Below are 23,628 nucleotides of genomic sequence, written 5' to 3' on the forward strand. Positions count from 1 at the left end.
CGTGGAACTGCTCGCCGGTGTCGCCCAGCTAAGCGCGATACCCATCTTGAAGTCGGTGGGGTTTATGGAGCGCTTACTGTTCAACTTTCAATCTGATGCCAGCCTCTTGGCTTGGCGGTGCCAAGTGCGTCGTGCCGTCTTGGGAGCGCCTGGACCTCGAACATTACGAAACGTCAAAATCTAAAAGCTTAAGATCAAAAGCTTTATTTTTGATAATTTTCTTGTTGGATTTCAGTTTTTCTTTAATGCCATCTTTTAATATCGACGGATCACAGGCGACAGCGCAGTGAATAAATGCAGCAGGGTAGGAATAGTCTCTCGGCGCGTATAAAACATCATCAATAGTACGCTCCTTCGGCAATACGCAGCCGACGATCAAAGGGATATAATATTCCTCCAGCCTGTTACGAATATGCTTACACACGTCACTCGCCTGCTCAGGGCGAGGAACAGCTATATCGCCGTCAATTTTGGGACTAAATTTTTTATCTTGTTTTGCTGAGGAAATAAAGGAGAAACACGCCTCACTGCCCAGGTTACTTTTGTAAGGCACCTCTATTTTGGACATACCGTCAAAAATGGGCCCTCCAAAGACACGCCCAAGCAGAATAAATGAGTGTGAGCTCATCAGATACTGAAAATAAAACTCCGCAACAAGCTTCTTTTCAAAGCGAAATTTCAAACCTCTTTTAACTGCCTTAACTACCAAGTCCTCGCACTCGATAAGTTTGAGCTCCTTTTGCAATTCGGCTTCAAAAAAAATACGATTTTCCTTACCCATGAATCACTCCCGCATCAAGCACATGTTTTAAACATCTTTACCAACGAACGTCTTGAGCTAAACCTCCACGACAGATCGTTCCATTTCCAGATCATAATACGAAATCCTGGCTTGATGCAGCATCAATGCTTCTGCGATTTCAGACCTCGTTCAACGGGTTCAACATGAGCGTCTACGTGGAGTCCAAGCCCGGCGCCTCGCTTAAGATAATATCTCAAGCCCCTTCGAATAAATCGTATGCTTTTTCCTGGAGAGCTATTCCGATATCTTCATATCGCTTGATCTCATCCTCGCTATAGAACCCTTCGGCAACACTGAACCCAGCATATATATCTACAAAAGCAAGCGCCAGGTTCTTGGGAACCGTGTCCTGTTCTCTGTAATGTCTGATTAAAAAATCAATCGCCAAGAACAGTTCATTGACTTCTTCTTCAGTTACACGGTGTCTGGTACGGATCTTCACCGGAATGGCGTGTTCTCCGAGCAGGCTTGCGCAAACCAATTCAACGGCGATCTTCGCGTCCATCTATCAAACCTCCTCCAAAAATTCTGGTGACGCCCCTACGCACTGCAGAATCAACCTGTAAAATTCACTAAAATCAGAAGCAATGAAAAACAGGTTTCCGCAATCCGCTACCTCAGCAACGTCAAAATCGTTTTTACTATCGGAATCATGAAGATGAGTACGATCCCAGTAGTAAATCCCTCGACGAACTCCCTCACTCTCCTCGACCATCACGTAAGGATTTCCTCCACCATCCTCACCGATAACCAGTGCGTTTTTTAGAAAACCAACCTCGCCGACGAATTCGTTATTGAACTGTATGAGATCATTACATTCATCGAGCGGCAGCAAGCCAAAAAACCTGTCAAAACTTACTGCACATTCATCAACAGCGGTCAAAGGTATCTGCGCGTAGTCAGGCGCTGACAGATAACAGCCGTTCATTTCTATCAGAAAATCCCTGTAATCGGCTGGCAAGGATCTATTAAGTTCTGATTGTATGTAATCGAGGTCAGCTTTCTGCAGACCCCTTCTATAAACTATAGGCATATCTATATCAATCCTGACAGCTAGATTTTAGGTTCCTCACTCCGGCTTACCGAAAAACTGCTCGAGATAACTGTTAACGAGATCATACCCGGCGACGCCTAAAACATTGAAGTCCTTGTATCGGGAAGGCTCTAACATTTCGAGAAACTCATCGTCGAGGTATAATGCACCCGCATCTCTAAAATATTTTAATTTCGTTTTCTCGGCGTTAAGCGGGATATTTCCGACGATTTTCCACTTCCCTTTTTTAAGGTTTTCAACAGACGTGAATATGAGGTTTTCCGCGCCCCTGGAATTCTTGAAGTAGAGAAACTCTTTGTCCAGTACATCAACATTGCCATCATCATTAGTTACGCTCAAAACCCCAAAAGAGAACACTCTTTTGAAACGGTCCCGGAATGCGCATATTATTTGACAAACAGCGAATCCTCCAGAGGTGACTGGAACCAGAAAGACATCACCTGAGTTATACTTCACCACGATGGTTCTCCGTTGATAGTCACTGAATCAGTCAATACAAAACCTTATGCAAGTTATAACAGTACGCCCTATAGAAAATCAACCTCGCCGACAGACTCATTATTGAGCTGTATTAAATCATGACATTCCTGGAGGGGCAGCAAGCCAGAAAACCAGTCAAACCTTACTGCCCTCTAATCAACGGCTGCCATGTAGATTTATGCTTCTGACTTCGACTGATCAAAAAATTGCTCAAGATGACTGTTAACCAGTTCATACCCAGCCACCGCCAACACATTGAAGTCTTTGTACCTGGGAAACTCTAACATTTCCAGAAACTCATCGTCGAAATATAATGCGCCCGCATTTCTAAAATATTTCAACTTGGTTTTCTCGGCGTTGAGCGGGATATTTCCGACGATTTTCCACTTTCCTTTTTTAAGGTATTCAACAGAAGTGAATATGATATTTTCTGCGCGCCTGAAATTCTTGAAATAGAGGAACTCCTTGTCCATTATATCAACATTGTTATCATCATTAGTCACGCTCAAAACCCCAAAAGAGAACACTCTTTTGAAACGGTCCCGGAATGCGCATATTATTTGACAAACAGCGAATCCTCCAGAGGTGACTGGAATTAGAAAGATATCCCCTGAATTATATTTCACCACGATGATTCTCCATTGATAGTCACTGACTCAGTCAATACAGAGCCTAAGGTAACTTGGGTCTTTTTTTTATTTGCTCTGGCCTCCATGCCAGTAAAGCCCCTGACTGCCCACAAGACTTATTCACCTCCAGCAAATTGTTCTCCGGCACTGTCCAGCGTATTTTTTCGGAAATATTCATCAACGTACCCCGCTCCGGATTCATAGCGATCCATTCAGGTAGAGGAGTATTATCGACGCATATCGACATATGGTTCTTATTTAAATAATTTACCGGATAAACCATTCTAAGCTTTGTTTTTTCATAAGTGCGTTCACCTTCATACAACCCAGGCGTAACGTGAGAAAAAGCCACTGGACTCTCAAAAGGAAATAACGTCTTCATGTTTGTGCCGCGAGCGTACCACACGGCGTCCGAGACTTTCTCTACGTTATAAATAATCGCGTACGTGAAATTCACCTGCTGTGCTATCTCATCTACAAAGCAGGTGAATTTATCTTGAGCAGCTTCAAAGCACTCTTCCGACTGCGCGTCTATGCAGAAAAAATTACCGAAGCTTTCGGTTGTGTAACCGAAGGAGCTGAACCAAGGGTCACTATCCCCTGCTTCACTGTATATTCTGAAATCGTTTGCTTCCCCGACAGTCAGCGCCGTTCTGAGCTCATCAGGTTCCACCTCTACGAGGTCTAGACTCTCTCCATCTGCTGTTCTTTGTGGGGCGATTCTTTTATGAAATGCCGCTGCCGTGACAGGATAGTTCAGCTTCTCAAAAAACCGCTGGACCACTTCAAACACTGCAACCGGGCTGACATCATCCACCCCGTAAATAGCCAATCCTATACTCATATATTTGCCTACAGCGTTGATGTGGGCGTCCAGAATATGTTCTACAGCACACTCATAGTTTTAGAAATCATCCCATCGCGCGTACTGATAGTGCTCGTCTATCATTTTAAAGCTCAAGCCTGAAATGCTTTTTCTGATGCATTCATCACGAAACTCAGTCGAGCATGCTACCTCGGCTATTTCATTAAAGTAGAAAAGGTGTGATTCCACGTCATCTGACACTTCCAATTTGTCTATACGCTCGTAGACAGGGCTGATTGATTTGCTACCATCGATCTTGGGGTTTTCATCAAGGGTGAACACCGATTTTTTCGTGTTCATTGCATTTACTCTTTCAGAAGGAACAAAGAAAAAGTACGCTTCACCACAAGCCGTTCCTTGAAGATCAATATCAACAGGGCGACTGATATAAGAACATGCAAGCTGGTCGCAAATTCTCAGAAAGCTTTTAGATGCCAAAAAATGATCCGGCAACCAATCGGCAGTTAGTGTTGGAGTATCAGCCATTACGCGATAGCGCGTACTCAAGGTGCTTTCTAAGGGATTCTCACTCGGGAAGTGAAATGCTGGGAGGTCAGGAACCCATTTACTATCAAAAAAATAGGGTGCACCCTCACCGTCGGGTTCATAGCTGACTATGTATAAATCTCTCATGTCAACATCCTCATAGCAATGGCCCCATCACGCCAGCTCAAAATAGAGTTCCAGGAAATCGTTAAAATTTTCCCATTGAGGCTTGAGCCGCCCCTCTCTGAAGTCCAAAAGCTCATTTCCCAAAGAAACACGAAGCACCTCTCCAGTGCTTCTATTATAAAAATAGCCACTTTCACCTTCGAAGCTATCCAGTGGTATATACGCCTGTGGAAGCCCTAAGGTTTCATGCGTGTCCTTCAACGCAAGATCAAAATCGGTATTTTTGGAAAACCAGCACACCTGATATATTTCCTTTCCATGCTGCATGAAGGTCGGACCGTCTTCAACATGCAGATAGAACTGAGCAAAGTCTGATGACGGATCAACACCCAGCTTTTCCAGCTCTACCTTATAATCTGCGCTGGCATCGTCATACCACCAACCTTGAATCTTGAAAAAGCTTATCAACTTGTCAGATATCATTGTCTTTACCTACCGCAGCCCGAAAGCTTGAGACTTCCAAATCCTTTATTAGTTTCTATTTGACACACTTTTCATGGAAAACTCATCACCGTCGTCGAATACAAACCCATTAACAGGGTGGATCGATTTCGTATAGAAGAATACCTACCATGGGCGTCAGGCCTAAGACAACCGATCTATAAACTCCACACCACGAATCTTGTTAAGCTCGCACAACTCCCTTACTCGCGCAGAGACCAACACAACCGTAAAATCCTCTTCAGCTCGGAAAACATCCACGACCAAGTCAACATCATCTCTCAGCACGATCTCAGTGTAAATTTTAGGGCCATCTGGCAGATAGCTTGTAAGTGGTTCGCTTTTGGATTTCTCGTTATCAAATACGCCATGCCTTGAAGTAACATTGAAAACTTTATAACCTTCATATTTCTTGCACGCTACATATACTGTTGCGTCAAGAAATTGAATACCCGAGACGTTGGCCTTTAATAATAACTGATGAAATCTAGGGCTAATGAAATTAGGTCCATCACTGAAGAAAAAATCATATTTAAGGAGCGCATCAATACTGACTTTTGAAGTTAGCGCAAACTCGATCTTCAATTCCTCCGTTATCTCCATCCCCCTTTCCAAGGAGATCGAATCCTGACCTGTCAAAATCTTGTGCTTAAACCAATATCGCTCAGGATAAGACTGAAATATTTTTAAAATAGAAATTTTAGACACACGCCCATCCCACCATACAGAATAAAGTTAATACAACCGTATCAAAACACTGATCAGACTTGGGACTAGCATCAAAGACCTCAGCCTTATCTTATTTTGTTTTTTCAACTAAAGCGCTTAAGATAATCACCAAACCAAAACTCTACCGCCTCCTCATTAACCCCATATATGCCTTTCCAAAAATCCACAGGATAACTCCAATCTGTTGAGTGAGACTTCCTCGGTGCAAGCCCCAGATATGTCCATTTGTGGATCAAACCTTTATGGTCTGGGCTTTCCAAAACTCCAATATGACCTAACAAATCCAGCAACCCTCTGCAGAGCTCCTTATTCAACATGGAGCCAGGTATATTCCTGATTTTTTTCTCCAGTGTCACTGGCTTTTCTTCAGGGTCCGACTGCCTGATAACCGTTAACATTTTTTGTAAGAACTCAATAGATTCAACTTTTTCTGAGGGAGCTTTGTTATGCTCTCTTAACGAAAAATACAACTGCTCAGGGTTTCCGTTAATAGTCGCCCCTAAACTGTGTCGACCCAGACTCCAAAGAGTAAAGTTTCTTGATCTTTCCTTGATTAAACCGCAGATTTTACACTGAAAATGTTCAGTCGACTGGAAGGTATGCATTGGAAAGTTAAACGCAACAGCGTAGGCCGAAATCGCAGCTCTTTTTTCTGGCTGGCCTTTCTCAAGCCCCACAAGAAAAGACTCGACAACGCTTTCTTTCGTTATTTTTTGCTTTTCCTGGAAAAGCCTTTCTATCAATTCGTCATGTTCGATTTCTTCTGCTGGAAAAATCATATTATTTTCAAGCAGGATGTCCATTGAATCAGGATAACGAAACGCTCCTGTAGAGGCGCTGCGATAGTAGTCCTTTACCGCTTTCTCCAACTTTTTATTCATGACATCTCCAGGCAGGTTGCAGAGCCAATAGTGGTGCGCCTTTTACATAGCTGGCAATGATCTTCACTCACGCTTTTCTCCAATGCAGGCCCTGTCCGTAAAGTATTATCGCAAGCACCACGCAGCACAAGCCAATGAGACCATCGCCGCGAAACGTGTTGCGAGCCTGTCGAATTTGCCAATTCTAAAAACCCGGAAGCCCGCAACTAGGCGGGCTTCAGGACATTTTTCGCTAGACCCGGCGTCGAGGTCAGTCAGGCGGCAAGGTCAGGAATGATCACCTCTTCTCAAGGCCCCGTACGCACACCTTTCTCCTGTGCTTCCTTTACAAGCCGCTCACGGTCTTCAGGAAGCAGCATCCGCCCTTCAACCAGCGAGTCTGCTGCTTTACTCACCGCAGACACATAAGCCTCCTTGGTGGGGTAGCGCTCCTCCAGGGAAAGGCGAGGGTCTCCGGCCACGATTCGCTCTTCCTTCGTCGCGGCAAATGGGAGGAAGCCGCCTTGGAAGTTGCAAAAGCCACCATCAAAAAACTCAGACCGGAAGGTGTTCCACCCCGTGTAAGTCCCGATGGGAGCCCCCAGATACACATCCCGAACGCCACCCACATCAATTCCGTCTGAATCTACTTGCGGCACCAGGATGCCGTAACTACCAACACCCGGTTGCGGCGGCTCGCTGGTGAGAATGCCAGAGCTGTCTTCTGGACGATAATCCGGACCAAAATCAAGCACCTGCAGGCTATTGACAGCACCGGTGTAGCGGAGCGCCGGGCGCGGAACGCCACCATAATTGGTCGCGGGGATGAGCGGGAAACTGACTCTGTCCGCCGGCACGAGGGTGCCGCTTGCCACAGAAGGTTTTATCGAAGCGGGTGGCGTTGTCTCATCATGAACCCAACCAACGAGGTTGATGAACGCTGCGCGCATTGTCCAGATGTGTGGATTGGGATTTGATTGAACCTGGCAAAGTCCAAAGGGTGGGTTAGCCGGGAGTGGCAAAGACGGCGGTGCATGCTGCGTACTTGCCATAATAAAAGTGCGGACGTTTTCCGGTTCATGGGCATCGCGCAAGCCGAGTGGATCGGTAAGACCGAGCGACTGGCGTCCCTCCCAAAGCTCAAGGGCCGTTGCCATGTGGAATATGCGAGGGCAAGTATTGTTATCGCTGCAGCGATCCAGCAAACCTTGCGAGCGCCCGGTAATTGGATCGGTCTCCCGCCCATAGGTAAACGGAAAGTCGTAAGCAGGATAGTCGTGATCCACCTGCTGGCCCCAAGCCCGACCTGGCTGAGCAAACCGGATGTTGAGAGGCATCAGGCCCCCACCAATATGCGGCATCGCACCATCATAGACCTGATGACCTTCCTCGCTGCGGTTGAAACCCAGCGCGATCATGCTGCGGATGAATCGCCCGGCTTGTGACGAGCCCGTGATAATCGACTTGACGTTATGTCCGTGCACTACAGGGTTGGGCACACCTGCATCGTCATGCTCAGCCTGCTGGAAAAACGCACCGACATCCCGCGCTATAGCAAAACCAATACCCATTACCGCAGGTTCCTTGGCCCGGTAAATCAACTCGTAAAGCTTGCCAGGCTGAAAACCGGCGGATAGGCAAATCCGGGTTTCATTCGGCGTTTTGCAATCACCAAAACTCCAGTCACTCGCTGGAATCTCCTGCCTGGGCGCATTTGCCCGCGAACGCACCGTCAACGTCGGGCGAAAGCCATTCGCGAGCGCTTTGGTATTGTCGGTTTCAACAGTTTTGTAGCTTGTATGAGGAGGCGTGGAGGTAAACCAACCTGCGGACAGGTTAAGGCTGACGGTCGGTGAGAGCGTGGTCAACTCACTGCGCACCACACCTGTTACGGGCGACCCATCCGTATTTATGGCCGTCGGTAATTGCACCATCATGCGGTTGTCACCTGGGGCAACGTCCCCCTGCCAGGCAAACGAGATCACCGTCGTACCCAGCCGTTGTAGAAAACCGTCCCCAGCGACTTCGATGTTGTTGACCGCTGCTGGGTTACCCCGCATATCAGCATTGAACAATAACATCGCCCGCTTGGAGCCTCGATTTGGCACATCAAACAGAAGAGTGTCATTCGATTTAGCCACGTCAGCGGGACGCAGAATTGCAACATCAGTCGTATATTCAACCATTCCACGGCTGTTGCGTGGTGCAAGTTCGATGTCCTGAATAATCTTGTTTCCCGAAGCTCCCGGGTCTAACTCACCATAAGCGCGCGCAAAGACGCGCTCGTAAGCCCCGGCTTTCCCAAAGCTTTCGCCTCCGAAAGCGGGTTCGGTCCGCAGGATCTCCAGTTTTGTAATACGGGCTTGGGCTGGTGCCGCAACGATCATCATGGCGCTTGCGAAGGCTGCTGCATGAAATAGGCGATTCATCTGTACCCCCAGATTTTTATTTTTTTATATCAACGTGGCAGTCATGGATCCATGCCCTTCCCTGCTAAGTCGACATGGTATCGACCGTCGAAAGTAGCGATTAGCACAGTCAATGTAGACACCATGAAATATAACATTCCAATCATGACTGATGCTTGCTCGCCTACCATCAGATACGCCTTTCAACTGGCAAGCCTCATGACTACCTCTCAACGTTCGACCAACCTAAACACAGGTCGGGTTGGTAATTCGTGCTGAAATTCAGCTAGTATTCTGACCTAAATTTTATGCAGTGATTAATTTTTTTGAGTACAACATTATGTCATACTTCATAGTAACTGCTTTTTCCATAAACATGAGACTAGAGTTATGGCATACGGATTAATAACTGACTTCATTTATGATTTGGGAGAAGGTGTCGGAGAGTTCCTGACAGATGATGAGAAGGCGCAGTTTACGCCTTTGGGCCTAGACCAAATAGTTAAGAGCTACATCGATGAACGCAACCTGCTTAATGTATTTTTCCTAAAAGCACAAATAAAGAAATATATTAAAAATCACACAACCCCGGAAGGTCTGGAATATGTAGACCCTCCGTTCGGGCAGGAAACATCTTTCATTGAAGATTATTTCGAGGGGGATCTGTATGTATTCCTAACGAATGTTTTAAACTTGCTTGATAAAGAATACAAAGTTCGCTCACAAAACTTTTTGTCAAAATTTACAAGGCGGGATTGAAAGAGTATTGCACAGTGGCATTCAGTTCTTAACCACATTTGCAGAATTAATACTCTCGACACCATGCTGGCATCACTAGTGCCGAACATGGTATCGCGGCACTTCACTGCTGATTCCTACCATGCGCACCATGAAAAACGCCATTGATGAAACAGTAAAATCACTATCCAATCTTATTTTTAACAAAAATCAGATAGTTACTAAAAAACTTACTCCCACTCTATTATCAAGAGGCCCGCTCAGATCATTAATTTATTACTACCTGTGCGTATGCAACGCCAATCTCATCATCTGTGAGTACTTTCATTCTGGCCTTCCGTGCTTGATGATATCCAGCTACCGACAGAGCGCTGCTACGAACACAATACGGCTCTTTCAATAGCGACAGTAAGCCATTATCGCGAGCAAAAAAAACCGGCAAAAGCCGGTTTTTTCATGCAGCGCTGTAGGGGTCACTCCCACTCAATAGTCGCAGGCGGCTTGCTCGACACATCGTAGGTCACACGAGAAATGCCTTCGATCTCGTTGATGATCCGGCCGCTGACGGTTTCCAGCAGCTCGTAAGGCAGGTGCGCCCAACGTGCGGTCATGAAGTCGATGGTTTCTACGGCCCGCAGTGCAACGACCCACGCGTAACGACGGCCATCGCCTACAACGCCAACCGATTTGACTGGCTGGAACACCACGAACGCCTGGCTGACTTTGTGGTACCAGTCGGCTTTACGCAGTTCTTCGATGAAGATGTGGTCAGCGCGACGCAGCAGGTCGGCGTATTCCTTTTTCACTTCACCGAGGATCCGCACGCCGAGGCCCGGGCCCGGGAATGGGTGACGGTAAACCATGTCGTATGGCAGACCCAGTTCGAGGCCGAGGCGACGTACTTCGTCCTTGAACAGTTCACGCAGTGGCTCGACCAGCTTGAGGTTCATTTCTTCCGGCAGGCCGCCCACGTTGTGGTGCGACTTGATCACGTGAGCCTTGCCGCTCTTGGCGCCAGCCGACTCGATCACGTCCGGGTAGATGGTGCCCTGAGCCAGGTACTTGATGTTGTCCAGCTTGCAGGATTCGGCATCGAACACGTCGATGAAGGTACGGCCGATGATCTTGCGCTTCTTCTCCGGGTCGCTTTCGCCAGCCAGATTGTTCAGGAACTGATCTTCAGCGTTGGCACGGATAACCTTGACGCCCATGTTCTCGGCGAACATGGCCATGACCTGCTCGCCTTCGTGCAAACGCAACAAGCCGTTGTCGACGAATACGCAAGTCAACTGGTCGCCGATAGCCTTGTGCAGCAACGCAGCCACAACAGAGGAGTCAACGCCGCCTGAAAGACCCAGCAATACGTTGTCAGTACCGACCTGAGCGCGAACCTGAGCGATAGCGTCTTCAGCAATCTTCGAAGGGGTCCACAGCGCTTCACAGCCACAGATGTCGAGGATGAAACGCGACAGGATGCGACCGCCCTGCTTGGTGTGGGTCACTTCCGGGTGGAACTGCACGCCGTAGTAACCGCGAGCGTCGTCAGCCATACCGGCAATCGGGCAGCTCGGGGTGCTGGCCAGAATGTGGAAGTCTTCAGGCAGTTTGGTGACCTTGTCACCGTGACTCATCCATACGTCGAGGCCAAACAGGCCATCGGCATCGATATGGTCTTCGATGCCATCGAGCAGACGGCTTTTGCCGACTACGTCAACGCGCGCGTAGCCGAACTCGCGCAGCTCAGAACCTGCAACCTTGCCGCCCAACTGCTCGGCCATGGTCTGCATGCCGTAGCAGATACCGAAAACCGGCACGCCCAGGTCAAATACCGCTTGCGGGCAGCGCGGGCTGTCGGCTTCGTGTACGGACTCGGGGCCGCCGGCGAGGATCACGCCTTTTGGAGCGAATTCGCGAATCGCTTCGTCGTCCATGTCGAACGGGTGCAGTTCGCAGTAAACGCCGATTTCACGCACGCGACGGGCGATCAACTGGGTGTACTGGGAACCGAAGTCGAGGATCAGGATACGGTGGGCGTGAATGTCGAGGGACATGGAAAAGGCTCTGAAGAGCAGCTGCGAGCTTCAAGCCGCAAGCTGCAAGCTAATCGGGATGTATGCGATGGCTGTGTCACCACAGCCATCGCTTGCAGCTAGAAGCTTGGAGCTTATAGCTAGTCGGCTTTAGCCGACCCTATAGTTCGGCGCTTCCTTGGTGATCTGCACGTCATGGACGTGGGATTCAGCCATACCGGCACCGGTGATACGCACGAATTCAGGCTTGGTACGCATCTCTTCGATGTCAGCGCTGCCGGTGTAACCCATGGAGGAACGCAGGCCGCCCATCAGCTGATGGATGATTGCAGCCAGCGAGCCCTTGTAGGCAACACGGCCTTCAATACCTTCCGGCACCAGCTTCTCGGCACCTTCGGACGAATCCTGGAAGTAACGGTCGGACGAGCCCTGAGCCTGAGACATGGCACCCAGCGAACCCATACCGCGGTAAGCCTTGTAGGAGCGACCCTGGAACAGTTCGATTTCGCCTGGCGCTTCTTCAGTACCGGCAAACATCGAGCCCATCATCACGCAGGAAGCACCGGCCACGATGGCCTTGGACAGGTCACCGGAGAAACGGATACCGCCGTCGGCGATCAATGGAACGCCAGTGCCCTCAAGAGCCGCGCATACGTTGGCGATGGCGCTGATTTGCGGCACGCCGACACCGGCAACGATACGCGTGGTGCAGATCGAGCCCGGGCCGATACCGACCTTGACCGCATCAGCGCCAGCGGCAACCAGTGCCTTGGCAGCAGCGCCGGTAGCGATGTTGCCGCCGATGACCTGCACTTCCGGGAAGTTCTCTTTGACCCAGCGAACGCGATCGATCACACCTTTGGAGTGACCGTGAGCGGTGTCGACAACCACCACGTCAACGCCCGCAGCAACCAGTGCAGTCACACGCTCGCCGGTGTCTTTGCCGGTGCCGACAGCCGCGCCAACGCGCAGACGACCCTGGTCGTCCTTGCTGGCCAGCGGATAAGCCTTGGCTTTTTCGATGTCCTTGACGGTCATCATGCCCTTGAGCGCGAAATTGGCGTCGACGATCAGGACTTTTTCCAGACGGTGCTTGTGCAGCAGTTCGCGCACTTCGTTCTTGTCAGCGCCTTCGCGAACAGTGACCAGACGCTCTTTAGGCGTCATCACTTCGCGAACAGGAACGTCCAGACGATTTTCAAAGCGTACGTCGCGAGAGGTCACGATGCCGACCAGGTCGCCATTGTGCAGAACAGGTACGCCTGAGATGTTGTGCAGACGGGTCAGTTCGAACAGGTCACGAACCGTGGCGTCAGCCTCGATGGTGATCGGGTCTTTCACGACACCGGCTTCGAACTTCTTGACCTTGCGGACTTCGGCAGCTTGCTGCTCGATGGTCATGTTCTTGTGGATAATACCGATACCGCCTTCCTGAGCCATGGCAATCGCCAGTCGGGCTTCAGTCACGGTGTCCATGGCAGCGGAGACCAGCGGAATATTCAATTCGATGCCACGGGTCAAACGGGTTTTCAGACTGACTTCGTTAGGAAGTACCTCGGAATAACCGGGCACAAGGAGAATGTCGTCGAAAGTAAGTGCTTCTTGGCTGATACGCAGCATCGCGGGGGCTCCCGAGCGGGAAATTGGAAGCGCGCCATTATACCCAGACACCCCCGTCGGCTCAATGTAAACCTTAGGCAATTATCACAGAGCGTTATAGACGCACTTTGACGAAAGAAACGGGACGATCCAGACGTTCGGCGAAGTCATCCAGAAAGCTCTGTTTGAAGGGCGCGTCGAGCCAGTCATTAAAGATGAAGCCCAGGTTAGAAAAGCCGCACGGCTGCAGAAACAGAAAGCCATTAATGTCGTCTTCATGACGGCATTCCGGGCAGATGAAGTTATCGGTGTGACCTGGCATCCAGTCTTCAAGGCTGTCGAACAGCGCTTCGCCGATTTCCTTGCGGCACTCCGGGCAGCCGGCCTCTTCAGCGAAATCCTTGAGCGGGGTATAGATGCAGCGTTTGGTGACGATCTCCAGCCCATTGACCGGCTGACCGAATGGCAGAGCATCAGGGTTTTCGACGACTGCACGGGCGCCGGGCGCAATGGCGTAGGCCATTTTGTTATAGGTGCGCCCGCAAGTGGTCAGCTCCGGCTCGACGACATTGAGCTTGACCAGCCAGCGCAGAATCAGACGCGCCCGGGCTTCACGGCCGGGAAAACCGGAAATCTGCGGGACAATAATGCTTTGGCTCTTCATGGCGATCTTTTGCTGATGTGTGCGGGGGTTGGCAGCTTAATCCCCTAGCGGCTCAGGTCAAGTCGGTGTCAGTGACCAAGCAGCACAGGACCGCGTGACATCGAGATGGCGGTATATCAGGTAGACCGCCATCGCGGCCTCGCGGTGCTCGTGCGCTCCTGCAGAACGGGGGGCGCACCAGCTCCGCAAGGCCGCGATGGCGGCGTATCAGGCAGACATGTATTTCCCGTCGTGCGCTTGCTGCGCATTGCCTTTATCATGCCCACCATGATCAAAGACCCCTTCGCTAGACTCGGCCTCGACCGGGAAGTCCTTACTGTCAGCCAGCTCAACGGCCGTGCCCGGGTGTTGCTGGAGGATGTGTTCAGCAATATCTGGGTTGAAGGGGAAATCTCCAACCTTTCGCGCCCGGCATCCGGTCACGTGTACTTCACCTTGAAGGACTCCGGGGCTCAGGTGCGTTGTGCACTGTTCCGGCAAAGCGCCGCGCGGGTTCGTCAGGCACTGAAGGACGGCTTGCAGGTCAAGGTACGCGGCAAGGTTTCACTGTTTGAAGGTCGCGGCGACTATCAGTTGATTCTCGATACCGTAGAACCTGCGGGTGACGGCGCACTGCGCCTGGCTTTCGACGCTTTGAAAGAAAAACTCAGCGCCGAAGGACTGTTCAGCGCCGAGCGCAAAGTCGCCCTGCCCCTGCATCCGCAGCGCATCGGCATTATCAGTTCACCGACCGGCGCCGTGATCCGCGACATCATCAGCGTCTTCCAGCGTCGTGCGCCTCAGGTAGAGCTGACCCTGATCCCCACCGCAGTCCAGGGTCGCGAAGCCATCAATCAAATCGTTCGCGCTTTAAAGCTGGCGGATGCACGCGGTTTCGATGCGCTGATCCTCGCCCGCGGCGGAGGCTCGCTGGAAGACCTGTGGTGCTTCAACGAAGAGGCGGTCGCACGGGCCATCGACGCCTGTGTAACGCCCATCGTCAGCGCCGTCGGCCATGAAACCGATGTGTCCATCAGTGACTTTGTAGCGGATGTTCGCGCACCCACGCCTTCCGCTGCCGCTGAACTGCTGGCCCCCGACTCCAGCGACCTGCATCGCCGCGTCGACAACCTGCATCGTCGACTGGTCAGCCGCATAAAAGACAAGCTCATGCGTGAGCGACTGCGTCTGGAAGGCGTCTCCCGTCGTTTGCGGCATCCCGGCGAACGTCTGCGTCAGCAAGCGCAACGTCTGGATGATCTGGACATGCGCATGCGCCGGGCCTTCGAGCAGCAAACGCACAAGCGGCAAGTCAGGCTCGCTCATCTGGAAAGCCGTCTCGCGGCGCAGCATCCCGGCCGAACACTGGCATTTCTGCGCCAGCGTCTGGACGTGCTGGCTGAGCGCCTGCCGAAAGCCATGCGTGACACGCTGAAAACCCGCCGTCTGCAATTGCAAACCCAGGTACAAACCCTGCAAGTGGTCAGCCCGCTGGCGACGCTGGGTCGGGGTTACAGCATTTTGCTCGACGAGCGCGGTCATGCGATTCGCAACGCAGCACAAACCCGCACTGGCCAGCGTCTAACCGCCCGACTTGGCGAAGGCGAACTGCAAGTGCGGGTCGAAGACAATCACCTGACGCCTGTCACCCTTTCTCTTCTGGATTGATTATTGATGCTGCGTTTTCTCGCTCCCTTGTTCGCTCTTTGCCTGTGCCTGCCAGCCCACGCTGACAGTTACATCACCCGACTGCTGAACAAGCCGGTGCCCGGAGGCGTGGCAGTGGTTGATCTGGGCAATGCCGCGCAGGCACCAACCGCCACGTATGACGGCAAACCGGTGCTGGTGGTCAAGGAACAAGGCGTTCGCTGGCTGGCGATTGTTGGCGTGCCTCTGACGGTTAAACCAGGCGCGCAGAAACTGATAGCAAAAGATGCCAGCGGCAATCGCACCCTGAACTTTGTCGTCGGCAACAAGAAGTACCCGGAACAACGCATCACCTTGAAAAATCAGCGTCAGGTCAATCCCAACCCGGATGACCTGAAACGCATCAATGGCGAACTGGCTGAGCAGCTCAAGGCCTATCGCAGCTTCAGCCCCGGTACGCCAAGCAATCTGGCGCTGGACAAACCCGTGGCAGGCCCTCTTTCCAGTAAGTTCGGCGTACGCCGCTTCTTCAATGGCGAAGAGCGCAATCCCCATTCAGGGCTGGACTTCGCTGTTCCGGCGGGGACTCCGATCAAAGCTCCGGCGGCAGGCAAAGTGATCCTGACCGGTAATTACTTCTTCAACGGCAATACGGTATTCGTCGACCACGGTCAGGGCTTTATCAGCATGTTCTGCCACATGTCGAAAATCGACGTGAAAGTCGGCGATGCCGTGCCACGTGGCGGCGTGGTAGGTCGCGTTGGCTCGACCGGTCGGGCCACAGGTCCGCACATGCACTGGAACGTCAGCCTGAATGATGCGCGGGTCGATCCGGCGATATTCATCGGTGCGTTTCAGCAGTAAATGAAAACGCTGCTGTAGGAGCCAACTTGTTGGCGAAGCGAATTCCCAAGCGACGTACATCTATCGACTGATCCATAGCCTCGCGAACAAGTTCACTCCTACAGGCTTCGCACCCAGCAATATAAAACCGTATAAGTAAAAATATTAGCCACAAACAATCAAAAAAAGCGGCTTTAAGAGAACTTCTCTCAATTTTTTTCAACTGCTTGCCAACTTTCACCCCAATGGGTACGGTTGGCCTTATGAAAAGCTCTCAAACCCTCATTTTGTTGCGGCAACATCGCTGTCTCAGCCTGGTCAGTGCACGACTGCCAGGCTAGATCGATGTGCCTCACCCCGCCTTTCGCTTTATCGGTTGGCCGCCTTCTCCCGGCCCATACAAAATAAGTACCCCAAAGGATTCGCTCCAATGCCAATGCTCAAAGATCCCTCGAAGAAGTACCGTGCTTTCCCGACCATTGATTTGCCTGACCGCACCTGGCCTTCCAAGACCATCACCGCGGCGCCGATCTGGTGCAGCTCGGACCTTCGTGACGGCAACCAGTCGTTGATCGAGCCAATGGATGCAGTCAAAAAGCTGCGTTTCTGGAAGACTCTGGTCAACGTTGGTGTCAAGGAGATCGAAGCGTCGTTCCCGGCGGCTTCGCAAACCGACTTTGACTTCGTGCGCACCCTGATCGAAGACGGTCATATCCCGGATGACACGACTATTCAGGTGCTGACCCAAGGTCGTGAAGACCTGATTGCCCGCACATTCGAATCCCTGCGCGGTGCGAAGAAGGCCATTGTTCACCTGTATAACGCCACCAGCCCGTCGTTCCGCCGTATTGTCTTCAATCAGGACAAGGCTGGCGTGAAAGAGATCGCAGTCAGCGCTGCCAAGCTGTTCGTTAAGTACGCAGCTGAACAGCCAGAAACCCAGTGGACCTTCGAGTACTCTCCGGAAACCTTCAGCGCCACCGAGCTGGAGTTCGCCAAGGAAGTCTGCGACGCGGTCATCGAAGTCTGGAACGCGACGCCTGAGAACAAGGTCATCCTCAACCTGCCTGCCACGGTTGAAGTCGCCACCCCGAACATCTATGCCGATCAGATCGAGTGGTTCTGCCGCAACATCAATCGTCGCGACAGCGTGATCATCAGCCTGCACACCCACAATGACCGTGGTACTGGCATTGCCGCTACCGAACTGGGCCTGATGGCGGGCGCAGATCGCGTTGAAGGCTGCCTGTTCGGTAACGGCGAGCGCACCGGCAACGTGGACCTGGTGACCGTGGCATTGAACATGTACACCCAGGGTCTGGACCCGCAACTGGACTTCTCCGATATCGACGGGGTTCGTAAAGTCGTCGAGGAGTGCAATCAGATTCCGGTTCACCCACGTGCTCCGTACGTAGGCGATCTGGTGCACACCGCATTCTCCGGCTCCCACCAGGACGCAATCCGCAAAGGCTTCGCCCAGCAGAAAGACGATGCGCTGTGGGAAGTGCCTTACTTGCCGATCGATCCGGCTGATATCGGCCGTAGCTATGAAGCGGTGATCCGCGTCAACAGCCAGTCTGGTAAAGGCGGCATCACTTATTTGCTGGAACAGGAATACGGCATCTCCCTGCCCCGCCGCATGCAGATCGAATTCAGCCAGGTGGTTCAGGGCGAAACCGATCGTCTGGGCCTGGAAATGAGTGCCCAGCAGATCTACGCGTTGTTCAAACGTGAATACCTGCAGGCCAACAAGCCCTACGCACTGATAAGCCACCGCTTGCAGGAAGAGAACAACACCAGCGCCGTTGACGCCGAAGTCAGCGTCAACGACGAAACCCAGCGCTGGAAAGGCAAAGGCAACGGTGCGCTGGAAGCCCTCGTCTCGAGCCTGCCAATTGGTGTGGAAATCATGGATTACAACGAGCACGCCATCGGCGCAGGCACCACGGCCAAAGCCGCTGCCTACATCGAGCTGCGCGTGAACGGCGATCGTGCGGTCCACGGCGTGGGTGTTGACGAGAACATCACCACGGCGAGCTTCAAGGCGCTTTTCAGTGCACTGAACCGTTCGCTGAGCCAGGCAGAAGCCAAGGCGGCCTGATTCGCGTGGCTCGTAGCCTGTAACAGGACCTTGTGGGAGCGAACTCATTCGCGAACGGGGCAGGTCTGAAATAGATCAGGGTCTGACACCCCGCCTTCGCGAATGAATTCGCTCCCACATGCGTTGCACGGCCGGGCAATTGATTGTTGCCCAGGCCGGCATTTCAAACAAAAAAAGGCCCTGAAGTGAAAGCTTCAGGGCCTTTTTATTCAGGCGCAATTATCAGGCGGTGGCTTTAACATTGCCTTTCATCAAATCGAGCAGAGCGGCCTGCATGGTCGCCAACTGCGCAGTAGTACCTGAAATCTGCTGCTGGATGGCCATGATTCGCGAAGCCTTCTCGGTCTCGGAACCCTTACTGTTTTGCGCCGCTGCCAATTGCTGCTGTTCGCGCAATAGCTGCTTCTGAACTTCTTTTATCTGCTTCTGCAAATTCTCTATCGCCGCCTGGGCCGGGCTCGATGGACCTGCCGCACCTGCTTTTGCATCGTCAGTCTGATAGACGTTGCCGCGCAAGTCGACGTTGATTTTGCTCGGGACCGAATCGCCAGACTGGGTTTCACTGGCCTTGTCTACATTGCTTTTGATGGTGGCAGTCAGCGTTGCAGGGTAGAGACCCAATGAACTGGTATTGATTGTAGTCATGGTCGACTCCTAGGCGGTTATGCGCGTTATCGGCCGCCCAAGGCAGAACTGAAGCTACTGCAGAGGATTTTGTGACACGCAGCACAAACCGCCCGGAAGCAGCGAAGCTTCAAGGCGTTTCAACGTGGCGAAAAACACTCGATAAAAGCGGTTCAGCAATGATCACGCCGTGGTGTCGATACCGCCAGATGTGGTCAGTTGCACCAATGCCGCTTCTTGCGAGGCAAGTGTCGCGTTGGTACTGGAGATCTGTGCCTGAATCGCCATAGCCTTCTGAGCTTTTTCCTCAGGAGTGGCATTACCGTTTTGCGCAGCAGCCAGTTGCTGTTGTTGCTCTTTCAACAGCTTCTCGGTTTTCTCGATCTGCTCTTGCAGCTTCTCGATACTTTCCTGAGTGCTGTCGGACGTCGAACTCCCCGCCGCGCCCCCACCCGCTGGCGCACCACCAGCAGCCACTTTGGTGCTGTCAGTGCCGGCTTCATCGCCCGTCGCAGTCGTGGCGTCCGAACTGGCCGCAGCAGTCGCCGCGTCGTCTTTTTTGATCGCGACACTGAAGGAACTTGCGTAGGTGTTGAGGGACGATGTGTTGATGGTGGTCATGTCGATCTCCAGATAGAAACATTGAGTCATCTCTGTCTCTTATATCGACATGCGCCACCCACGCTGAAAGGATTTAGTGTATCTCGAATGTATCGGAATCGAGGTGAGCCGGAAACTTTGTCCGGTAAGCCGCCAGATCCGCGGCATTCAGCGTCACCTCGAAAACACCATCGGCCTCCCCGGCGTTGAACAGGCTCTCACCCTGAAAATCGAGCACCTGACTGTCGCCGGTATAAGCGAAGCCTTTGCCGTCGGTTCCGGTCCGGTTCACGGCTGCCACGTAACACAGGTTCTCGATTGCCCGGGCGGGCAACAGGCGGTTCCAGTGCAAGCGTCGGGCACCCGGCCAGTTCGCGGTGTAAAGCAGCAAGTCGGTGTGCTGGGCGTCACGACTCCAGACCGGAAAACGCAGGTCGTAGCAGATCAGCGGACGCACACGCCATCCCTTGAGTTCAAATTGCACCTGACGCTCGCCGGGGCTGTAATGCTCATGCTCACCCGCCATGCGAAACAGATGACGCTTGTCGTAGTGCAGCAACTCACCATCAGGACGCGCCCACAACAGCCGGTTACGGTGACTGCCATCCGCAGCCTTGATAATAACGCTACCGGTGACGACCGCATCCAGCAGCCTGGCCTGCTCCAGCATCCATCTGGATGTCGGACCGGCTTCCGGCTCGGCCAGAGTCTCAGAGTCCATGGAGAAACCTGTGGTGAACATTTCCGGCAGGATCACCAGATCAGCCCCCTTGACGGGAGCCAGGAGCATGGCGAAGTGCTCAAGGTTGGCCTTGCGGTCATGCCAGACCAGAGAGGTCTGCACCAGCGCCACGTTCAGGTTCGGCAGCTCACTCAGATCGCGCATAGTTTTTCCGCTGCCTGACGCAGCGTCTCCTCACGTTTGGCGAAGCACAACCGAATCAAGCGCTGCCCCTCAGGTGGGTTTTGGTAGAAGACCGAAACAGGAATACTCGCTACACCATGTTCGCGAGTCATCCACAGCGACATCTCTACATCGTTGAGGTCGGGGCGGATCTGCGCGTAGTTCACGAGCTGAAAGTAGGTGCCGCCGACTCGATCAAACGTAAAACGCGAACCCTGCAATTGATCGCAGAAGAAATCACGTTTGGCCTGATAAAACCCGGGCAACTCTTCGACGTGTTCAGGATGCTCAGCCATGAAGTCAGCCAGTGCCCATTGCAGCGGTGTGACACCACAGAAACTGACGTACTGATGGACCTTGCGCAGCTCGGCGCTCAGTGCGGGCGGCGCCACTACGTAGCCGGTTTTCCAGCCGGTGACGTGATAGGTCTTGCCGAATGAACTGACGACAAAGGAGCGCTGATACAGCTCTTCGTGGCTCAGAATGCTGACATGCTGAACGCCATCGAATACCAGATGCTCATAGACCTCATCACTGACAAGGTAGATATCCCGGTTGGCGATCAGTGCAGCCAGTTGATCCAGTTCAGCCCGGCTGATCAACGCACCGCTTGGGTTATGCGGGCTGTTGATGATGATCATCCGGGTGCGGGGGCTCAGCGCATCGTGCAGCTTCTGCCAGTCGATGGAGAAGTCGTTTGCGTCCAGCTGGACGTGCACGCAGCGTCCGCCGGCCAGTTCAACCGAGGGCTCGTAGCTGTCATAACAAGGATCGAAAACGATCACTTCGTCACCGGAACGAATCACGGCCTGGATCGCGCAGAAAATCGCCTGGGTAGCGCCCGGTGTAATGGTGATTTCGGTGTCCGGATTCACCTGACGGCCATAGCAGCGCGATACCTTGGCCGCGACTTGCTGACGCAGCGCAGGCAAACCGGTCATGGGTGCGTATTGGTTATGACCTTCAGCGACGTGACGACTCAATGCATCGCGCAGCGCCTGGGGACCATCGAAATCGGGGAAACCCTGGGACAGGTTGATCGCGCCCGTCTCAGCGGCGAGCTGGGACATGACGGTAAAAATAGTGGTGCCGACATTGGGCAACTTGCTGTCAATCATGGGGCCTTTTTCCTGCTGTACGCCCGGCTCCACGGTGGCACGGGTCAGGCAGGATAGCCCATAGCGCGCGCATAAAAAAAGGCGCTATTAGCGCCTTTTATTGAGAAAGCTTTTTACTGCCAGATGCATAAAGCGAGGTTCTATGCGGATCTGCTAGGTTGCGCAGAATCTGCGAGAGATTCACCCGACGCCCTCCCGGCTGAAGCCGGTTCTACGGAATAGCGCGGTCTCTGTGGGAGCAGGGCTTGCCCGCGATACAAACGACGCGGTTTGAAGCAGACCGCGCCATCGTTCTTCGCGAGCAAGCTCAGCTCCCACTTAAGACCTACGCTGGCAATACTATCAGCGCTTGTCTCTACGCTTTTTGTCGGCTTTCTTGTGGTGCGACATCATTCGACGCTTCTTGTTGACCTGGCGGTCTGTCAGCGTGTTCTTGTTGCCTTCGTACGGGTTCTCGCCGCCTTTGAATTCGATACGGATCGGCGTACCGACCAGTTTGAGCACACGACGGTAGGTGTTTTCCAGGTACCGGACGTAAGACTTCGGTACTTTCTCGACCTGGTTACCGTGGATCACGATCAGCGGCGGGTTAGCACCACCCAAGTGAGCGTAACGCAGCTTGATGCGACGGCTGCCCACCATCGGTGGCGCATGCTCACTGACCGCATCTTCGAGAATCTGCGTCAGACGGCTGGTTGGCCAACGGGTCACAGCAGACTTGAAGGAGTTCTGCACCGATTGGTACAGGTTGCCCACGCCAGTGCCGTGCAGTGCCGAGATAAAGTGAATGTCCGCGAAGTCGACGAAGAACAAGCGACGTTCAAGCTCGGTCTTCACATAGTCGCGCTCGCTCGGGACCATGCCGTCCCATTTGTTCAACGCGATAACCAGTGCGCGACCTGCTTCCAGGGCAAAGCCCAACAGGTTCAAGTCGTGATCGACCACGCCTTCACGAGCGTCCATGACAAAGATCACAACGTTGGCGTCTTTGATGGCTTGCAGGGTTTTCACCACCGAGAACTTTTCAACTTCCTCGTGGATCTTGCCGCGCTTACGCACACCGGCCGTATCAATCAGTGTGTACTTTTCGTCGTTACGCTCGAACGGGATGTAGATACTGTCGCGGGTAGTGCCCGGCTCGTCATAAACGATAACCCGGTCTTCACCCAGCATCCGGTTGACCAGTGTCGACTTGCCGACGTTAGGACGACCGATGATAGCGATCTTGATGCCGTCCTTTTCGCTAGGACCGGGAATGCGCTTGGCTTCCTGGCCTTCAGCAACGACCTCAGCTTCGCCTTCCTCGTCCTCTTCCCCTTCGTCTTTCGGGAATTGGCTGAGGGCGATTTCCAGCATCTGGCTGATGCCGCGACCGTGAGCACCGGCGACCGGGATGGCATCACCCATACCCAGCGGCGCGAACTCGGCGCGGGCCATTTCAGGGTCGATGTTGTCGACCTTGTTGGCAACCACATAGGAGCGCTTGCCACGTTTGCGCAAGTGCTCGCCGATCATCTGGTCAGCGGCGGTAAAGCCGGCCTTCGCATCAACGAGGAACAGAACAACGTCAGCTTCTTCAATGGCCAGCAGCGACTGCTCGGCCATCTTTTCGTCCATGCCGTGTTCGTCACCGGAGATACCGCCGGTGTCGATCAGAATGTAGGAGCGCCCTTGCCACTTGGCCTCACCGTATTGGCGATCACGGGTCAGACCGGACAGATCGCCGACAATGGCGTCGCGAGTCCTGGTCAGGCGGTTGAACAAGGTGGACTTGCCGACGTTCGGTCGACCCACCAGGGCGATTACGGGAACCATGCGGCTCTCCACTTCGTTATTTCAGA

Annotated in this window: 23 protein-coding genes; 4 read left to right on the forward strand and 19 right to left on the reverse strand. The window is 52.7% G+C overall.

What is annotated here, in order from left to right; all coding sequences use genetic code 11:
* Window positions 1-163: 163 nt before the first annotated feature.
* The 11 genes from RX972_RS11425 to RX972_RS11475 all read right to left on the reverse strand — a co-directional run bounded on the left by RX972_RS11425 (window position 164) and on the right by RX972_RS11475 (window position 8,961).
* Window positions 164-781 carry a hypothetical protein gene (locus RX972_RS11425; RefSeq protein WP_316875136.1) on the reverse strand — a complete coding sequence of 206 codons (618 nt, stop codon included), beginning with the start codon at window positions 779-781 and terminating at the stop codon, window positions 164-166.
* Between the two features lie 214 nt (window positions 782-995).
* Window positions 996-1,307: a hypothetical protein gene (locus RX972_RS11430; protein ID WP_122808262.1), complete on the reverse strand. Its 312-nt coding sequence runs from the start codon at window positions 1,305-1,307 to the stop codon at window positions 996-998.
* A 3-nt stretch (window positions 1,308-1,310) separates the two neighbouring features.
* Complete coding sequence (locus RX972_RS11435; RefSeq protein WP_316875139.1) at window positions 1,311-1,835, reverse strand: SMI1/KNR4 family protein; 525 nt, start codon at window positions 1,833-1,835, stop codon at window positions 1,311-1,313.
* Window positions 1,836-1,871: 36 nt separating this feature from the next.
* Window positions 1,872-2,315: an Imm26 family immunity protein gene (locus RX972_RS11440; protein ID WP_316875141.1), complete on the reverse strand. Its 444-nt coding sequence runs from the start codon at window positions 2,313-2,315 to the stop codon at window positions 1,872-1,874.
* 197 nt (window positions 2,316-2,512) lie between these two features.
* Window positions 2,513-2,965, reverse strand: a complete 453-nt coding sequence (locus RX972_RS11445; RefSeq protein ID WP_316875143.1) for an Imm26 family immunity protein — start codon at window positions 2,963-2,965, stop codon at window positions 2,513-2,515.
* Window positions 2,966-3,008: 43 nt separating this feature from the next.
* Window positions 3,009-3,809 carry a hypothetical protein gene (locus tag RX972_RS11450; RefSeq protein WP_316875145.1) on the reverse strand — a complete coding sequence of 267 codons (801 nt, stop codon included), beginning with the start codon at window positions 3,807-3,809 and terminating at the stop codon, window positions 3,009-3,011.
* A gap of 60 nt (window positions 3,810-3,869) precedes the next feature.
* A complete protein-coding gene (locus RX972_RS11455) occupies window positions 3,870-4,463 on the reverse strand; it encodes a hypothetical protein (RefSeq protein WP_316875147.1) in 594 nt (197 codons plus the stop codon).
* A gap of 27 nt (window positions 4,464-4,490) precedes the next feature.
* The gene (locus RX972_RS11460) at window positions 4,491-4,925 is read right to left on the reverse strand and encodes a hypothetical protein (protein WP_316875149.1); all 435 of its coding nucleotides are present in this window, start codon (window positions 4,923-4,925) and stop codon (window positions 4,491-4,493) included.
* 162 nt (window positions 4,926-5,087) lie between these two features.
* Window positions 5,088-5,651, reverse strand: a complete 564-nt coding sequence (locus RX972_RS11465; protein WP_316875151.1) for an imm11 family protein — start codon at window positions 5,649-5,651, stop codon at window positions 5,088-5,090.
* 104 nt (window positions 5,652-5,755) lie between these two features.
* A complete protein-coding gene (locus RX972_RS11470; protein ID WP_316875153.1) occupies window positions 5,756-6,553 on the reverse strand; it encodes a hypothetical protein in 798 nt (265 codons plus the stop codon).
* A gap of 287 nt (window positions 6,554-6,840) precedes the next feature.
* Window positions 6,841-8,961 (reverse strand): alpha/beta hydrolase domain-containing protein, encoded by a 2,121-nt coding sequence (locus RX972_RS11475; protein WP_316875155.1) that lies wholly within the window; start codon window positions 8,959-8,961, stop codon window positions 6,841-6,843.
* Between the two features lie 369 nt (window positions 8,962-9,330).
* Here RX972_RS11475 and RX972_RS11480 point away from each other — a divergent pair, with 369 nt between their 5' ends.
* On the forward strand, window positions 9,331-9,699 hold the full coding sequence (locus RX972_RS11480) for a hypothetical protein (RefSeq protein ID WP_316875157.1): 369 nt from the start codon (window positions 9,331-9,333) through the stop codon (window positions 9,697-9,699).
* Window positions 9,700-10,151: 452 nt separating this feature from the next.
* Here RX972_RS11480 and guaA read toward each other — a convergent pair whose 3' ends face one another.
* The 3 genes from guaA to RX972_RS11495 form a co-directional block, all read right to left on the reverse strand.
* Window positions 10,152-11,729 (reverse strand): glutamine-hydrolyzing GMP synthase, encoded by a 1,578-nt coding sequence (gene guaA / locus RX972_RS11485; RefSeq protein ID WP_099267623.1) that lies wholly within the window; start codon window positions 11,727-11,729, stop codon window positions 10,152-10,154.
* A 129-nt stretch (window positions 11,730-11,858) separates the two neighbouring features.
* A complete protein-coding gene (gene guaB, locus RX972_RS11490) occupies window positions 11,859-13,328 on the reverse strand; it encodes an IMP dehydrogenase (RefSeq protein ID WP_027902626.1) in 1,470 nt (489 codons plus the stop codon).
* A gap of 94 nt (window positions 13,329-13,422) precedes the next feature.
* On the reverse strand, window positions 13,423-13,971 hold the full coding sequence (locus RX972_RS11495; protein WP_316875161.1) for a sugar ABC transporter ATPase: 549 nt from the start codon (window positions 13,969-13,971) through the stop codon (window positions 13,423-13,425).
* Between the two features lie 267 nt (window positions 13,972-14,238).
* Here RX972_RS11495 and xseA point away from each other — a divergent pair, with 267 nt between their 5' ends.
* The 3 genes from xseA (at window position 14,239) to leuA (ending at window position 18,541) form a co-directional block, all read left to right on the forward strand.
* The gene (xseA, locus tag RX972_RS11500) at window positions 14,239-15,618 is read left to right on the forward strand and encodes an exodeoxyribonuclease VII large subunit (RefSeq protein ID WP_316875527.1); all 1,380 of its coding nucleotides are present in this window, start codon (window positions 14,239-14,241) and stop codon (window positions 15,616-15,618) included.
* A 6-nt stretch (window positions 15,619-15,624) separates the two neighbouring features.
* The gene (locus RX972_RS11505) at window positions 15,625-16,461 is read left to right on the forward strand and encodes a peptidoglycan DD-metalloendopeptidase family protein (RefSeq protein WP_316875163.1); all 837 of its coding nucleotides are present in this window, start codon (window positions 15,625-15,627) and stop codon (window positions 16,459-16,461) included.
* 409 nt (window positions 16,462-16,870) lie between these two features.
* Window positions 16,871-18,541 (forward strand): 2-isopropylmalate synthase, encoded by a 1,671-nt coding sequence (gene leuA / locus RX972_RS11510; protein ID WP_122396335.1) that lies wholly within the window; start codon window positions 16,871-16,873, stop codon window positions 18,539-18,541.
* 222 nt (window positions 18,542-18,763) lie between these two features.
* Here the strand turns inward: leuA and RX972_RS11515 are convergent, their stop codons facing one another.
* The 5 genes from RX972_RS11515 to der all read right to left on the reverse strand — a co-directional run bounded on the left by RX972_RS11515 (window position 18,764) and on the right by der (window position 23,602).
* A complete protein-coding gene (locus tag RX972_RS11515) occupies window positions 18,764-19,186 on the reverse strand; it encodes a FlxA-like family protein (RefSeq protein ID WP_099267618.1) in 423 nt (140 codons plus the stop codon).
* A 162-nt stretch (window positions 19,187-19,348) separates the two neighbouring features.
* Complete coding sequence (locus RX972_RS11520) at window positions 19,349-19,786, reverse strand: hypothetical protein (protein WP_263270846.1); 438 nt, start codon at window positions 19,784-19,786, stop codon at window positions 19,349-19,351.
* Window positions 19,787-19,859: 73 nt separating this feature from the next.
* Window positions 19,860-20,651, reverse strand: coding sequence for an amidohydrolase (locus tag RX972_RS11525; protein ID WP_316875166.1), 792 nt, complete (start codon window positions 20,649-20,651; stop codon window positions 19,860-19,862).
* Window positions 20,639-21,787 carry a pyridoxal phosphate-dependent aminotransferase gene (locus tag RX972_RS11530; RefSeq protein ID WP_099267615.1) on the reverse strand — a complete coding sequence of 383 codons (1,149 nt, stop codon included), beginning with the start codon at window positions 21,785-21,787 and terminating at the stop codon, window positions 20,639-20,641. Before RX972_RS11530 ends, RX972_RS11525 begins: the two co-directional genes overlap by 13 nt.
* 342 nt (window positions 21,788-22,129) lie before the next feature.
* Window positions 22,130-23,602 carry a ribosome biogenesis GTPase Der gene (der, locus tag RX972_RS11535; protein ID WP_027902635.1) on the reverse strand — a complete coding sequence of 491 codons (1,473 nt, stop codon included), beginning with the start codon at window positions 23,600-23,602 and terminating at the stop codon, window positions 22,130-22,132.
* Between the last annotated feature and the right edge of the window lie 26 nt (window positions 23,603-23,628).

Origin of the sequence: Pseudomonas syringae group sp. J309-1 (assembly GCF_032582135.1) — a bacterium.
GTDB lineage: Bacteria > Pseudomonadota > Gammaproteobacteria > Pseudomonadales > Pseudomonadaceae > Aquipseudomonas > Aquipseudomonas quasicaspiana.